Below are 14,947 nucleotides of genomic sequence, written 5' to 3' on the forward strand. Positions count from 1 at the left end.
GACGGAGACCACGCGTGTTTGAAAGGCTGTTCGGCAGGTCGGCGGGGAGCGTGTTTGCGACCCTGTCCCGCGGAGGCGCATGGCGGCGCTTTGCGGTGTTCTTCGCCCTCATCGGCCCGGGGATCATCACGTCCAACGTGGACAACGATGCCGGCGGGATCACCACCTACTCGCTGGCCGGGGCGGAGTACGGCCTTTCTCTCCTCTGGACCCTGATTCCCATCACCGCGGTGCTCATCATCATCCAGGAGATGGGGGCCCGCATGGGGGTGATCTCCGGCAAGGGCCTGTCGGACATGATCCGGGAGCGCTTCGGGGCGAAGGTCACCTTCTACCTCATGATCGCCCTCCTCCTGACCAACCTGGGCAACACCGTTTCCGAATTCGCCGGCATCGCCGCAAGTCTCGAGATCTTCGGCATCAGCAAGTACGTGTCCGTTCCTCTCGGGGCGGCGTTCGTCTGGTGGCTTGTGGTGAAGGGGAACTACAAGTCCGTCGAGAAGGTCTTCCTCTTCGCCTGTGTGTTCTACCTGGCCTACATCGTTTCGGGATTCATGGGGAAACCGGACTGGGGAAAGGTCGGGTCGGCGCTCCTCACACCCTCCATCCGGTTCGAGCCGGGGTTCCTGACCATGGCGCTGGGTCTCATCGGGACCACCATCGCCCCCTGGATGCAGTTCTACCTCCAGTCTTCCGTGGTCGACAAGGGCCTCAAGGCGGAAAACTATCCCTATGCCAGGATGGATGTCATCGTCGGCTCCGTCATGGTCAACGTGGTGGCCTTTTTCATCATCATGCTCTGCGCCATCACCCTCCACACCAGCGGCGTGAAGATCGAATCCGCCAAGGACGCCGCCCTGGCGCTGGCCCCCCTGGCCGGAGCCTACTGTTCCTGGCTATTCGCATTCGGCCTCTTGAACGCATCCCTTTTCGCCGCCTCCATCCTGCCCCTCTCCACGGCCTATACGGTCTGCGAGGCCTTCGGCTGGGAGTCGGGACTGGACCATAAGTTTATGGATGCACCCCAGTTCTACGGGCTCTATTCCCTGATGATCCTCCTGGGTGCCGGGATCATTCTCCTGCCCGACATCCCCCTCATCGCCATCATGTACTACTCCCAGGTCATCAACGGGATCCTCCTGCCGGTGATCCTCGTGGCCATGCTGCTCCTCGTCAACGACCGCAGCATCATGGGCGAGCACGTCAACGGCCCGGTGATGAACGTCATATCCTGGGCCGCCGTGGCGGGGCTGATTGTCCTCTCGGCGGGCCTCCTGGTGTCGTCCCTCTTCTCCTGAGGGTTTTCCGCAGACAGGTGACGGGTTCCGTACCGGCCGCCTTGGCGAAGCCCCCGATGGTTTCCGGGATTCAGCCGGGCGTCCGGGACTGCCCGGCCGAATCCGGAGCTGTTTCCAGGCGTTGGTGTTCCCCGGCCGGGTTTCCCCTTGCCAGGGGGCCGGGGGGCTTGCTATAAGGTCGGGAAAACGGGGGTTTCACGATGGAAATCGGCATTGTCGGACTTCCCCAGAGCGGAAAGAGCACCCTCTTCGAGATCATGACCGGGACGAAAAGTCGGGATCTCCACGGCGAGACGGTCGTCCGGGGGCAGGCGACGGTCCCGGACGCGCGCTTCGACCGGCTCGCCTCCGCCTTTCCCGACCTCCGGGCCGTTCCGGCCCGGATCCCCGTGACCGACGTCCACGCAGCGGGCGAGAAGGCCTGGGAAACGCTCCGGCAGAGCCTGAGCGGGGCCGACGGCCTCCTGCACGTGGTGGACGGCTTTACGATTCCCGAGGTCGACGAGGTCATCGCCTCCTACCGCCGCCTCGAAGACGACCTGGTGCTCTCGGACCTGATGGTCGTGGAAAACCGCATCGAGAAGCTCCGGAAAATGTCAAGGACGGCCATGAAGCCCCTGGACCAGCTCCACCTGGCCATCCTGCCCCGGGCGCTGGAGCGGCTGGAGGCGGGCCTTCCGCTCCGGGAAGCCGGATTCTCCGAGGAGGAGGCCTTTTCCCTCCGCAGCTTTTCCTTCTGGACGATCCGTCCCGAGCTCGTCGTGATCAACACCGCGGAAGACAATCTGGCCCTGGCGGAGGCCTTCCGGGAGAAGGCGGCCCTGTCGTCCCCGGTCATCGGGATCTGCTGCCAGCTCGAGGCCGACCTGACGGGCCTCTCGCCGGAAGAGCAGAAGGAGTTCCTGGCCCCTCTGGGACTGGAAGAGCCGGCCTTCGGGCGCGTTATCCGGGCGGCCTTTGCGCTCCTGAACCGCATCTCCTTCTTTACCATCGGCAAGGAGGAGGTGAAGGCCTGGGTTATCCCCGCGGAGACGAAAGCGCCGCGGGCCGCCGGGACGATACACAAGGACTTCGAGCGGGGCTTCATCAAGGCCGAGGTCATTCACTTCGAGGAGTTCGAGACCTCCGGGAAATCCTGGGCGGCCGTGAAGACGGCGGGAAAGCTCAGGCTGGAGGGGAAGGAGTATGTCGTCCGGGATGGGGATATTATCCAGTTCCGCTTCAACGTCTGAGGGCGGATCTGGAAAATGCCCGGATGCTTCGTTGTGCCGGCTCCAATGATCGAAAGGGGAGCGGATTTCGAATCCGCTCCCCCTTTTTTCTTTTTCTTTCTTTTCTTCGTATCAGGGCGCGGGGGCTGCCACGGGGGCTCCCGCCGTCGCGGAGACTTTTCCATGGAGCGCATCGTCTGGCCGGAAGTCCGTCCGGATGGAAAAGTCTCCTGATTGCTCCTCTGGGAACCCCCGGTCGCGCCCCCGCGGATGCAGAGGAGAGGGTGAAAACAACCGGAATTCGCGTCTCGTGTGGACCTGTCCCCGGCGAACGTTGGTCGGGGAGAGGGGGCTTCCCGGAGCGCGAATAGCGGCTTTTTCGGGGCACCCTGCCGTCGCAGCGAAGCGCCCGCAAAGTCATCTGTCTGAGAGCCCCCGGGCGCGAGTTATGACTTTGCAGCGGAGCGAGACGTTACAGGGTCGAAAAAACGCTTCTGAGCGCGAGGGAAGCCCTGCTCCCATATGCCGGCCTCCCATCCGCGCCTGATTCTGTATAAAAAAGAAGAAATAAAGGGAGGGGGAACAGATTCGAAATCCGTTCTCCTCTTTCGCATGTTCAGACGAACCGCTTCACCACCGGCCGGAGCATGCGGCCCATGAGGGGTTCCGCTGTCCGGAGGGCGCCGCGCGGGCAGACCTCGATGCAGCAGTAGCAGCGGATGCAGGCGTCGTAGTCGAAGCGGAGCCCCGCTTCTTCAACCGCGATGGCCTTTACCGGACACATGTCCCGGCAGATGCCGCAGAGCGTGCAGGATTCCGGAGCGCATACGGGCCGCTGCAGCAGGTGGCGCCGGACAAGGCTGTTCATGGATGCGTTTCCGAAGAGGAGGGGCTCCGCTCCGGGGATCCGGAATCCCCGGACCTCTGGCGTTTCCCCGTCGATGGCGACCTCTTCCCCGGGCAGTCCCGCCTCCTGTCCCGCCCGCCAGGTCGGGAGCTTCTCCGGCGGGAGCCCCACGATGCGGCAGACCGCCTCGTCCAGGGCGAAGGGGTTCTCCGAGGCCAGCAGAATCCCGAGCGCCCGGGGCGTGCCGCTCTTGCCGGGCCCCTCCCCCTCCATGGCGAGGATGCCGTCCATGACCGTGAAGGCCGGCCGGACGGTCCGGGCGATCCCGACCAGGAGCCGGGCGAAGACGTCACGGTCCACCCCCGCCCGCAAGTGCCACTCCGCCTTGCGGTACCCCACGACGCAGCCGAAGAGGTTCTTCACCCCCAGGGTCATGGCCATCTGGCTGTGGGTCTTGAGCTTCGGCAGGTTGAGAACCGCGTCGGCCGTCAGGACCTCCCGGGCCAACTCGATCTTTCCGAAGGGAGGTCCCACGTCGACGGGGACGGAATCGCGAAACTCGCGGACAGTCACGGGAAGGCCTTCCAAGGCCTGGTCGATCCCGTTTTCCCGGAGGATCCGGTCGAAGGAGCCGATGGCCTGGCTGTCCCCGACCTCGGGACGGGCGCCCCGCTCCAGGATGTACTCCACGGCGGCCCGGACGACGAGCGGATGGGTCAGGACGGCCTGGCCGGGTTTTGCCGCTGACAGGAGGTTCGGCTTGACGAGGACGCGCATCCCTTTCCGGATGGCCTCCCGGCCGCCAAGGCGGTCCATCAGGGCGTCGAATTCCCCCTTGAGGTGCGGCCAGTCGTAGGATGCCGGTCGGACGAAGACGTTCATAGCCGGGCAAAGGATTTCCGGACGGCCCCGACCCAGAGGTCCCGGTGGAACAGGAAGGCCCCCACGTGGCCGCTCGGCACCCAGGTCAGGGACGAGCCGGGCCAGTGACGGTGGACGTTCTCGACAGACTCCCGGGAGATGTAAGCGTCAGCCTGGGCGCCGACGAGAAAGGCCGCCTCGGGCCGGCGAAGCGGCGGGAGGCGCCGGATGTCGGTATGATCCAGGATTTCCCGCATCCGTTCCAGGGCGTTCCCGTGCCCGTCCAACTGGCGGTTCAGGACATCCCAGGCGCAGTAGTTTTTCAGGAGCCCCTCGGTGAACACGGCGGCGGCCGAGTGGGGGGTGATCAGCGCCGTTACGGCCAGCGGCTCCGGGTCCAGGGCCGCCGTCCGGGCGGCCATCGACCCGCCCATGCTGATGCCGCATACCCCCAGCCGCTCGAATCCCTCGCGTCGCAGCCAGTCCACGAGCGACCGTCCTTCGGCGATCGTGGCCCCCGCCATGAGCCAGAGGTCGGAGAAGACGTTCAGCATCTTGCTGTGCTGGCCCGGCGGGCGGCGGCGTCCGTAGTAGGGGTTTTCCAGGATGAGGGAGCCGATCCCGGACCGGGTCAGGGGCAGGGCCAGGGCCTTGCGCCGGCGCTCGAAGCCCTCGTCGCCGGTGGCGGCGAAGTGCAGGCAGATGGGTGTGTGCCGGCTCCAGTCCCGGGGCAGGACAAACTCCACATGGGCCGTCCGGCTTTCGGCGGGAAGATTGGGATGGAGAAACGGGCTGGGAAAGGATCCCTGCTTCAAAAGGGCTTCGCCCTCCTCGCGGACGTCCTCCCAGGCGGGGTGAATGGCGCTCACGGGCCCGGGGTCGTCGTCTTCCCGGAGGGCTTCCTCCAGGAGGGCGAGATCCCCCCAGCCTTGACGGAAGAAGAGCCTCCGGTTCGACCAGGCGGCGTAGGTCCGGTCCAGGAGACTCGCCATGGGGTCCTCCTCAGCCCTGCTTCGCGCCGCACTCGGGGCAGAACTTCACCGGTCCGGACATCTCGGCCCCGCAGCCTGTGCAGAACCGCTTTGTCTTCACCGCGGCACCGCATTCGGGGCAGAATTTGACGTTTCCCGACAGGGGCGCCTCGCACTGGGGACAGGTGGCCCGGATGCCCTCCCGCCAGTACTCCTTCCCCAGTTTCTTGTCTTCCTCCGCCATGGCGGCGTGGGCCCAGACCTCCTCGACGGACTTGCTCGCCTGGGCCGCGGCCATCTCGACCCCCAGGTCCGGGGCGCAGTGCTTGCAGAGGCCTTTTTTCACGTTCCAGCAGCCCTGCCGGCAGATCCAGGAGGAGCAGCGCGGGCACTGGACGAACTGGGGCTTGATCTCGTTCACGGCCTCCTCGAAGGCCTCGTCCCGGGCCTTTGTCCAGGCGGCGGACCGCAGGTCCTGGGTCAGGTTCGCGGCATTGCCGAGAAGGCCCCCGAACAGGCCGCCGACCTTGTCGAGCATGCCCGAGGCCGTTCCGACGACGGAGGAGCGGAACTCCGTCCGGAAGCCCTTGCCGCACCGGTCGCAGGCGAACTCGAACTGAAAGCCGTTTTTGGTGCTGTGGTCCTCGTAGTTGCGTACGAATTCGATGATCTTGCTCATGGCGCGCCTCCCTGCACCGGTGATCCGGTCACGCGAACTCCCGGACGATCCGCTCCATCGCCTCCTTGAGGCGGACGTTGGGGACGGTCAGGGAGATCCGGACGTACCCTTCCCCATACTGGCCGTAGGCCGTTCCGGCGGCCACGACGACGGCGGTCTTGTCGAACAGCCGGTTGGTGAACTCGATGGACGTCATTCCCTCCGGGACCGGCACCCACAGGTAGAACGTCCCCTTCGGGGCGTCGAAGCGGATTCCGATTTTCGCGAGGGCGTCCAGGACCATCTGCCTCCTGAACCCGTAGACGTCCAGCATGTGCCCGATGGAGGACGCCTCGTGCTTCAGGGCGCGGATGCCGGCGAACTGGACGGGATTGAAGATCCCCGAGTCGGTGTTTTCCTTGACCTTGCTGATGGCGGCGAGGATCTCCCGGTTTCCCATGGCCATGCCGATCCGCCAGCCGCACATGTTGAAGGGCTTGGAGAGGGAGTTGAGCTCCACGCCCACGTCCTTCGCGCCGTCGGCCATGAGGAAGCTGATGCGTTCCTGGCCCTCGAAGAGGATCTCGCTGTAGGGGTTGTCGTAGCAGACGGCAATGTCGAAGGAGCGGGCGAACTCGACGAGAAGCCCGAGGAACTCCCGGGTGGCGCAGGCCCCGGTGGGGTTGTTCGGGTAGTTCAGGAACATCCCCTTTGCCCGCTTCGCTACGTCGGTGGGGATGTCCTCGAAGGCCGGCAGGTAGCCGTTCTTCCGGAGGATCGGCACGTTCCAGGGCTCGCCTCCCCCCATGAGGATGCTCGCCCGGTAGGCCGGGTAGCCCGGGTCGGTCATGAGGACGATGTCGCCGGGATTGATGCAGGCCAGGACGAAGTGGTGGCACCCCTCCTTGGAGCCGATGAGCCCCAGGACCTCCGTTGCCGGGTCCAGGGTCACGCCGTAGCGGTCGGCATACCAGCGGGCGATTTCCTGCCTGAAGGCCAGCATGCCCTTCTCCTCGTCCGTCGGATACCGGTGGTTCTCCGGGTCCCGGGCGGTCCGGCACAGCTCGTCGATGATCGGCTCCGGCGTGGGCTCCACGGGGTCTCCGATGGCCAGGCTGATGACGTCCACGCCGTCGGCCTTGGCCTTGGCGATCTTCTTGCGGAGCTCCATGAACAGGTACGGGGGGATCTTGGTCAGTCTCTCGGCGGTCTGCAAGGGTTCTCTCCTTATATGAAATGGTTTGGGTGACTTCGTGGGGCAGGCCTTCCAGATAATCGACTTCGTCCTTTTCTTCAAGCCTGATTTTCAGCGGCTGACCTGCAGGGATTCTCTTTTGCCGCAACGGCCCGGAGGTCGGCCATACGTTGAGCAACCTGTTGAATGAATATCAGAAGCATGCTAAAAATGCGCCGCGTGAAAACATGCCGTTCCCGGGGAACGACCGTTTCGCCCTTCTCAATCACCGCATCAAGAACATGGATGAGGAGAGAACCGGAATGAAGCGAATTACCGTTCTGCTGATCGCGCTCGCCCTTGCCTGTTTGCCCTCCTTTGCTTCCGCATCGAAAGCAGTCCGGATTGCCGAGGCCCGCCACGCTTTGGTTATCGGGAATGGTGCCTATGCGACGGGACCCCTGAAGAACCCGGGCCACGATGCGTCGGACATGGCCAAGCTCCTGAAGGAACTGAAATTCTCCGTTACCCTGCTCCGGGACGCGGACCAGCGGACCATGGAGGAGGCCATCCGGAAATTCCAGAGGACCCTGAAGCGCGGCGGGGTGGGGTTGTTCTATTTCTCCGGGCACGGGATGCAGATCGCCGGACGGAACTACCTCATCCCCGTCAAGGCGGGCATCTCCCAGGAGTCGGACGTGAAGTACGAGGCCGTGGACGCGGGCCGCGTCCTGGACGCCATGGAGACGGCGGGGAACGGCATGAACATCGTGATCCTGGACGCCTGCAGGGACAACCCCTTCGCCAAGAGCTTCCGTTCCGCCTCCCGGGGCCTGGCCAAGATGGATGCCCCCAAGGGCACCTTCATCGCCTACTCCACCGCCCCGGGAGACACGGCATCGGACGGATCCGGGCGGAACAGTCCCTACACCCGGGCCCTCCTGAAGCACGTGCCCGCGGCGAACCTGCCCATCGAACTGGTCTTCAAGAAGGTCCGCCAGGAGACGGACCGCCTCACCCGGGGAAAGCAGGTCCCCTGGGAGTCCACCTCCCTGACGGGGGACTTCTACTTCCGGGGAGGCGGGAGCGGGACGTCCGCCGCCGCCCCTGCGCCGGAGGAAAGGGAGGAGGTCGCCATGGCCCGGCCGCCGGCGCCCCCGCGGGAGGACCGGTTCACGGACGCCGCGACGGGGATGGAGTTCGTCCTCGTGAGGGGAGGCTGCTTCCGGATGGGGGACACCATGGGGGACGGAGATGCCGACGAGAAGCCGGTCCACGAGGTGTGCGTCGACGATTTCTATATGGGGAAGCACGAGGTGACAGTGGGCCAGTTCCGGCGGTTCGTCGAGGATACGGGCTATCGGACGGACGCGGAGAAGAACGCCGGCGGGCTCACCGGCTGCTGGGCCCAGGATTTCGACGACCGGGAAAAGGAGTGGAACTGGCGCGGCTGGGCCGACTGGCGGAACCCGAACAAGTACCAGGCCAACCGGGACGACCACCCCGTGGCCTGCGTCAGTTGGAACGACGCCCAGGCCTTCGCCGGGTGGCTGTCCCGGAAGGAGGGGCGCTCCTACCGTCTCCCCACGGAGGCGGAGTGGGAGTACGCCGCCCGGGGCGGGACGTCGTCCCGGAATTACTGGGGGGCGGGGAAGGACGACGCCTGCACGTACGCCAACGTGGCGGACCGGACGCCGCTGGGCCAGGGGCGAAATTGGACCATCAAGCATGAATGCTCCGACGGCCACGCCTTCGCATCCCCCGTGGGGCAGTTTCGCCCGAACGCCTTCGGACTGTACGACATGATGGGGAACGTCTGGGAGTGGTGCGCCGACTGGTACGGGGACAAGTATTACGGGGAGAGCGGCAGGAGCAATCCCGGGGGGCCGGCCTCGGGCCAATACCGCGTCGCCCGCGGTGGTTCCTGGGGCACCAAACCGGCGTTCCTGCGGGCGTCCGACCGCGACAGGAACGGACCCGTCAAGCGAAACAACTACTACGGGTTTCGTCTTTTGTTGCCTGCCCCATGATACACGTTTTCTGAGTTCTGAAATTCTGTTTTCTGGATCGGGGTACAGGGGCGGAGCCCCTGTCGTCGGCTGAATTTCCTTTGCGATCAGGAGGAAGCCCATCCGGGAATCGCCGCTCTTCGTCAAGACCTATGACTTCACGAAATGGCTCCTGGAGGCGACGGCGAAGTTCCCCCGGAACCAGCGCTTCGTCATGGCCCGGAGGATCGAGGAGGCGATCCTGGATTTCTATGACTGCCTCCTCCTGGCGGTCAAGCGCCCCGGCGAGCGGCAGGGGGCGCTGGAGCGGGCGGATTTCGAACTGGAGAGAGTCCGCCACTACTTGAGGCTGTGCAGCGACATGGGGCTCATCAGCCTCCGGCAGTACGAGTTCACATCCCAGTCCGTCGTGGAGATCGGCCGTCTCCTGGGCGGCTGGAGGAAGAAGGGTTGAGGGGGCGGGGCCGGCGTCGCCCGCGGTGGTTCCTGGAACAACAAACCGGCGAACCTGCGGGCGTCCAACCGCAACAGGAACGAACCCGTCAAACGAAACAACAACAACGGGTTTCGTCTTTTGTTGCCTGCCCCAGGATTCTTTCGCGAATGCCGGGATGCCGGCTCTTCACGGAGGGCCGGCCGGGCAGAGATAATCCATGGACCCCGCCTCCCGCGCCGGAACATGATCCGGACGAATAGCGAAGAGGCCGGGCGGGTTTGGTAGCTTCGGCGAAGATCCTGCCCGGCCGTTTTCCCGTGCCGATTCCGCTGGCCGTCTTGCAGTCCGTCAAGACGGATCTGTTCTCGTAACCGCTGCCTCGTGAAACGCCACGGCAACCTCTTCGAGAAGATCGCCTCCTTCGACAACCTCTATTGGGCCAGCCGCGAGGCCCGGCGGGGAAAGAGGATGAAGGAGGGGACGGCGGCGTTCGAGATGAACCTCGAACAGGAACTGGTTTGCCTGCGTGAGGAGTTGCTGGAGAAGCGTTACCGGCCGGGGCCCTACCGGGAATTCACCATCTATGACAGGAAGCAGAGGAAAATCAGCGCCGCCCCTACCGTGACAGGGTCGTTCATCACGCCATCTGCCAGGTTGTCGAGCCGATCTTCGACCGGACCTTCATCCACGACGCCTACGCCTGCCGGGTGGGAAAGGGGACCCACCGGGCGGTGGACCGGTTCACCGAATTCGCCCGGCGGAACCGGAACGTGTTGAAGACGGACCTGCGCAAGTACTTCCCTTCCATGGACCACGTCATCCTCTGCGGGAAAATCGAGCGGAAGATCAAGTGTCCCGGAACCCTCTGGCTGATCCGCCTTATCATCGACGGGAGCAATCCCCAGGAGGAGATCGTTCAGTATTTCCCCGGCGACGACCTCTTCGAGCCGTTCCGGCGGCGGCGCGGAATCCCCATCGGGAACCTGACGAGCCAGTTCTTCGCCAATCTCTACCTGAACGATTTCGATCACTTCGTGAAGGAGTCCCTCCGCTGCAGGCATTATCTCCGGTACGTGGACGACATCACCGTCTTCGGCGACGACAAGGCGTGGCTGTGGGATATGAAGCGACGGATGGAAGACTTTCTGGATTGTGAAAGACTGTCTCTCCACGAAAACAAGACCTTCGTGATCCCGGTTGCCGAAGGGGTGGATCACCTGGGGTATCGCGTGTTTCCCGATCACCGGAGGCTCCGGAAGGACAACGGTTATCGGTTTGCCCGGAAGTTGAGGAGGATGCGGTTGCTTTACGGCGAGGGACGGGCGACCTTGAAAGAGATCGACGCCTCGGTGCAGAGCTGGATCGGCCATGCCCGCCACGCCGACACGTGGGGCCTCCGCCGGCGGATCCTGGAGGAGGTGTCTTTTTCGAGGCAGGTGGAATAAACGTTTAGGGCGGTTCCAGAACCGGGATCAGAGTGAGGCATGGTCTCCTCTCCCGGAAATCCGAAAAAGTGAAACAACCCTTTGAAATAAAATCGGAATTGTGATACATGAAATGCCGCAATCAGCCGCTCAGAGGGACCGCAAACGAAGATACACACCTGTCACCGGTGGGAAAAGGGAAGGACTCATGAAACGAAACGACGCCTTCAGGAAGTTTTCAGACCGACTTTCCCGGCAAGAGGGGCCGCTTCCCCTCGACCGGTCCTACAGGATCCTGGAAGGGCTGTGGCTGGAGGGGGTTCGGCTGGGTGTCCTGCCCCCCTGTGACCCCTGGGAAGGCATCGAGACGGACATCCGCCTGGCAGGGATCCTGAACTCATGTTCGAAGAAATCCTTATAGCTCTCGGCGCTGCCCTGGACCGGAAAGGCCTGGGGTACATGGTGATCGGCGGCCAGGCCGTCCTCCTCTACGGGGAGCCCCGCCTGACCCGGGACATCGACGTGACCCTCGGCGTCGGGATCGAACGCCTGCCGGACCTGCTCCAGGCCGTCCGCGATCTGTCCCTTCAACCCCTTCCCGAAGACGTGGAGGACTTTGTCCGCAAAACGCTGGTGCTTCCTGTTCTGGATAATAATACCGGCATTCGCATCGATTTCATCTTTTCCTACACCGTTTATGAAACGGAAGCGATCCGGCGGGCCCGGTCCGTTGTCTTTCCCGGGGGAGGAACAGCCCGTTTTGCTTCTCCCGAGGACATTGTCGTCCACAAGGTATTCGCCGGACGCCCCCGGGACCTGGAGGACGTGCGATCGATCCTCCTGAAGGTCGGGGATCTTGATCTTCCCTATATCCGTCGATGGCTGGCGGAATTCGATGAGGCGGCGGAGGAAAAACGCTTCGTCCTCCGCTTCGATGAGATCCTGAACAGTCTGGAAGAGTGATTTCGCTTTTTGGTTCGCGCTGACCCGTGCTTAGTGGTCCGATGCCAGGCGGGCCGCTGCGGTCTCCGTCGCCAGGCTGCGCCAGGCCTCCTCCCAGATCGTCCCTTCGTAGATCACCTGGACCCGTCCCTCGAAGTAAACCCTTGAGAAGCCCTTCTCGTTCCGCTCGAAATAGACCTTCAGGATCTCGCCGCTCCGGACCCGGACGCTGACGGGGGACTCCACCAGCCCCCGGGCGGCGGCGATCAGGACGGAGGCCGTCAGGCCGGTGCCGCAGGCCAGGGTCTCGTCCTCGACGCCGCGCTCGTAGGTGCGGACCTGGAGCGTTCGGCCGTCGATCACCCGGACGAAATTGGCATTCGTTCCCCGGGGGGCGTAGTGGTCGTGATAACGGATGGCCCGTCCCGTGCGGAACACGTCGAATGCATCAAGCTCCTCGACGAAATGAACCACGTGGGGCACGCCGGTGTTGACGAAATGGGTTTCCAGGTTTTGTCCGTCCACCCGCAGGGAGACGTTCATCTGCAGGTCCGCCGGGTCCGTCAGGCGGAGCTTAACGACGTCCTGTGTCACCTGGGCGTCGATCACGCCGGCGGCGGTCTCGAAGGACATGGAGGGGCCGGCGATCTTCTTCAGGAACGCGAAGCGGGCGGCACAGCGGCCCCCGTTGCCGCACATCTCCACCTCGCTCCCGTCGGCGTTGAAAAAGCGCCAGCGAAAGGCGTGGCGGTCGGAGCGTTCGATGAGAATCAGGCCGTCTGCCCCGACGGAGGCCACCCTTCGGCAGGCCGACTGAACGAAATCCACAACCTGCACCGGGCCGAGGGCCGCCTCGACGATATGATCCCGGTTGTCGATGAGGATGAAGTCGTTGCCGCTGCCGCTCATTTTAAAAAAGGGAATCATTTCGAAGGTCTCCGTTTAAAAAACGGCGGATGGCCGCCGGTTGGATTCTTCATACCGTTGTTTCATCGGCCCGTCAATCTTCAAAGAATAGTTCCCGGGACTGGAAAACGGGGACCACGATTTTGTGCTGGAGCGATTTTATGGCACACAATTGTTCCTTCCGGGTTCGTCCTCTAAGCCTCCAGGATAAAATAGCATCTATTATATCGTGCAGTTAAACGTCATTTGGCCCATTGGCACATCCCTTGCGCTTCCATGTTTCATCAAGGGGAAACCCTATTCTTGCAGTGTGGGAGGTGTAATCATGAATACCGGCGACACAGCGTGGGTCTTGATTTCCGCGGTCCTGGTCTTTGCCATGACGATTCCCGGTCTGGCCTTCTTTTACGGAGGGCTGGTCCGGCGAAAAAACGTGCTGTCCATCCTGATGCAGTGTTTCATCGTCATGTGCGTCATCAGTCTGCAGTGGGTGCTGTTCGGCTACTCCCTTTCCTTCGGGCCCGACACGGGTTCGGGGATCATCGGGGGGCTCCAGTGGGCGGGCCTCAAATCGGTGGGAGGCCAGCCGAACGGGGACTATGCGGCGACGATTCCTCACATGGTTTTCATGATCTTCCAGGCCATGTTCGCCGTCATCACACCGGCCCTGATCATCGGGGCCTTCGCCGAGCGGATGAAATTCTCCGCGTTCCTGGTCTTCACGCTGCTGTGGACGACCCTCGTGTACGACCCGCTGGCCCACTGGGTGTGGGGTACCGGCGGATGGATGAGGAACCTGGGGGGGCTGGATTTTGCCGGGGGCATCGTCGTCCACGTCAGTTCCGGTGTCTCCGCCCTGGTCCTGTGCATTCTCCTGGGCAGGCGCCTCGGCTACCGGAAATCTCCCTTCCGGCCGCACAACCTGCCGTTCACCGTGCTGGGCGGCGCCCTGCTCTGGTTCGGCTGGTTCGGCTTCAACGCCGGCAGCGCCCTGGGGGCGAACGAACTCGCCGCGAATGCCTTCGTGACGACGCACATCGCCACGGCGGCGGCGGGGCTGACCTGGGCGCTCATCGAGTGGCAGCAGCATGGGGCGCCGACGGTCCTGGGTACGACCACGGGCGCGGTGGCGGGACTGGTCGCCATCACGCCGGCCTGCGGATTCGTGAATCCCATGAATGCGATCTTCATCGGCATCCTGGTGGCGGTCTTCTGCTACGTGGCGGTGGCCGTGATCAAGTCCCGTCTCGGGTATGACGATGCGCTGGACGCCTTTGGCGTGCACGGTGTCGGCGGGATCTGGGGAACCATCGCGACGGGCCTCTTTGCCGAGAAGGCCGTCAATGCCGCAGGAGCGGACGGCCTCTTCTTCGGCGGCGGGCAGCTCATGCCGCAGCTGATCATGGTGGCCGTGGCCCCGCTGTTCGCCGGCATCATGACCTGGATTCTCTTCAAGGTTGTGGACGCCCTGATCGGCATGCGGGTTCCGGAGAAGGACGAGACCGTCGGCCTCGACCTGACTCAGCAGAGCGAAGCGGCCTACACGGTTATTGAATAGAAAGGGAGGTTCGCCATGAAATACATCATCGCCATCATTCAGCCCCACAAACTGGACGAGGTCATGAAGGCCCTGGAAAATGTGCAGATTCCCCTTGTGACCGTCTCCACCGTCCTTGGCCGCGGTCGGCAGAAGGGCGTGACGGAAGTGTATCGCGGGGCTGTCCGGGAGGCGGGGAGCCTCCTGAAAAAGGTAAAACTGGAGATCGCCGTGAACGAGGACTTCGTCGAGCCTGCCGTCCGGGCGATTACCCAGAGCGCCCGGACAGGCGAAGTCGGGGACGGCAAGATCTTCATCCTGGATCTGGCCGAGACCATCCGCATCCGCACGAGTGAGCGGGGCGGGGAGGCCATCGGCTGACGGACGGCGCATCACAGGTCCTGAGCGTTCCATCCGGAAACCCGTTTCTTCAACCCGCCGGGCGACCGCCCGGACAGCGCCAAAGGAGAGGTCCCCATACCCGTACCCCCGGGGAGCGGGGACCTCTCCCTCCTCTTCGTTTTCACGGCATTTTCCATTCCCCGAAGCAAATTTTTCCGAATTGACACCCCGAGGCCGTTCGGATAAGAGGCCCCTCGGAGGGAAATCCAATCTACAGGTGAGGAGGGTGCAGGGAAGCGCAGCAGGCGCCTTGCCGCCCCATTCTGCAATT

General features: G+C 63.7%; 15 protein-coding genes. 10 read left to right on the plus strand and 5 right to left on the minus strand.

What is annotated here, in order from left to right:
- Positions 1 to 14 precede the first annotated feature (14 nt).
- Together PLO63_00245 and PLO63_00250 are read left to right on the plus strand one after the other, a co-directional pair.
- The gene (locus PLO63_00245) at positions 15 to 1,298 is read left to right on the plus strand and encodes an Nramp family divalent metal transporter (GenBank protein HOI72546.1); all 1,284 of its coding nucleotides are present in this window, start codon (positions 15 to 17) and stop codon (positions 1,296 to 1,298) included.
- Between the two features lie 200 nt (positions 1,299 to 1,498).
- The gene (locus PLO63_00250) at positions 1,499 to 2,530 is read left to right on the plus strand and encodes a DUF933 domain-containing protein (protein HOI72547.1); all 1,032 of its coding nucleotides are present in this window, start codon (positions 1,499 to 1,501) and stop codon (positions 2,528 to 2,530) included.
- 595 nt (positions 2,531 to 3,125) lie between these two features.
- Here the strand turns inward: PLO63_00250 and PLO63_00255 are convergent.
- Genes PLO63_00255 through PLO63_00270 form a run of 4 tightly spaced genes read right to left on the minus strand, consistent with a single transcriptional unit; the run spans position 3,126 to position 7,062 of the window.
- A complete protein-coding gene (locus tag PLO63_00255) occupies positions 3,126 to 4,238 on the minus strand; it encodes a DUF362 domain-containing protein (GenBank protein HOI72548.1) in 1,113 nt (370 codons plus the stop codon).
- Positions 4,235 to 5,209, minus strand: a complete 975-nt coding sequence (locus tag PLO63_00260; protein HOI72549.1) for an alpha/beta hydrolase family protein — start codon at positions 5,207 to 5,209, stop codon at positions 4,235 to 4,237. The genes PLO63_00255 and PLO63_00260 overlap by 4 nt, the downstream gene beginning before the upstream one ends.
- A gap of 10 nt (positions 5,210 to 5,219) precedes the next feature.
- Entirely contained in the window at positions 5,220 to 5,867 is a 648-nt protein-coding gene (locus PLO63_00265; GenBank protein HOI72550.1) for a zinc ribbon domain-containing protein, read from the minus strand.
- 28 nt (positions 5,868 to 5,895) lie between these two features.
- Complete coding sequence (locus tag PLO63_00270; GenBank protein ID HOI72551.1) at positions 5,896 to 7,062, minus strand: LL-diaminopimelate aminotransferase; 1,167 nt, start codon at positions 7,060 to 7,062, stop codon at positions 5,896 to 5,898.
- 281 nt (positions 7,063 to 7,343) lie between these two features.
- On the opposite strand from PLO63_00270, the gene PLO63_00275 reads away from it, so the two are divergent.
- The 6 genes from PLO63_00275 (at position 7,344) to PLO63_00300 (ending at position 11,852) form a co-directional block, all read left to right on the plus strand.
- Positions 7,344 to 9,050, plus strand: a complete 1,707-nt coding sequence (locus PLO63_00275; protein HOI72552.1) for an SUMF1/EgtB/PvdO family nonheme iron enzyme — start codon at positions 7,344 to 7,346, stop codon at positions 9,048 to 9,050.
- Between the two features lie 100 nt (positions 9,051 to 9,150).
- The gene (avd, locus tag PLO63_00280; GenBank protein HOI72553.1) at positions 9,151 to 9,483 is read left to right on the plus strand and encodes a diversity-generating retroelement protein Avd; all 333 of its coding nucleotides are present in this window, start codon (positions 9,151 to 9,153) and stop codon (positions 9,481 to 9,483) included.
- Positions 9,484 to 9,846: 363 nt separating this feature from the next.
- Positions 9,847 to 10,242 (plus strand): hypothetical protein, encoded by a 396-nt coding sequence (locus tag PLO63_00285; protein ID HOI72554.1) that lies wholly within the window; start codon positions 9,847 to 9,849, stop codon positions 10,240 to 10,242.
- Positions 10,131 to 10,910 carry an RNA-directed DNA polymerase gene (locus PLO63_00290; GenBank protein ID HOI72555.1) on the plus strand — a complete coding sequence of 260 codons (780 nt, stop codon included), beginning with the start codon at positions 10,131 to 10,133 and terminating at the stop codon, positions 10,908 to 10,910. The genes PLO63_00285 and PLO63_00290 overlap by 112 nt, the downstream gene beginning before the upstream one ends.
- A 187-nt stretch (positions 10,911 to 11,097) precedes the next feature.
- Complete coding sequence (locus PLO63_00295; protein ID HOI72556.1) at positions 11,098 to 11,310, plus strand: hypothetical protein; 213 nt, start codon at positions 11,098 to 11,100, stop codon at positions 11,308 to 11,310.
- Positions 11,289 to 11,852, plus strand: coding sequence for a nucleotidyl transferase AbiEii/AbiGii toxin family protein (locus PLO63_00300; protein HOI72557.1), 564 nt, complete (start codon positions 11,289 to 11,291; stop codon positions 11,850 to 11,852). The genes PLO63_00295 and PLO63_00300 overlap by 22 nt, the downstream gene beginning before the upstream one ends.
- A 30-nt stretch (positions 11,853 to 11,882) precedes the next feature.
- Here the strand turns inward: PLO63_00300 and dapF are convergent, their stop codons facing one another.
- Positions 11,883 to 12,758, minus strand: coding sequence for a diaminopimelate epimerase (dapF, locus tag PLO63_00305; GenBank protein ID HOI72558.1), 876 nt, complete (start codon positions 12,756 to 12,758; stop codon positions 11,883 to 11,885).
- A gap of 304 nt (positions 12,759 to 13,062) precedes the next feature.
- On the opposite strand from dapF, the gene PLO63_00310 reads away from it, so the two are divergent.
- Entirely contained in the window at positions 13,063 to 14,295 is a 1,233-nt protein-coding gene (locus PLO63_00310) for an ammonium transporter (protein HOI72559.1), read from the plus strand.
- Positions 14,296 to 14,310: 15 nt separating this feature from the next.
- Positions 14,311 to 14,655, plus strand: a complete 345-nt coding sequence (locus tag PLO63_00315; GenBank protein HOI72560.1) for a P-II family nitrogen regulator — start codon at positions 14,311 to 14,313, stop codon at positions 14,653 to 14,655.
- Positions 14,656 to 14,947 lie beyond the last annotated feature (292 nt).

Source organism: Syntrophales bacterium, assembly GCA_035363115.1.
GTDB lineage: Bacteria > Desulfobacterota > Syntrophia > Syntrophales > PHBD01 > PHBD01.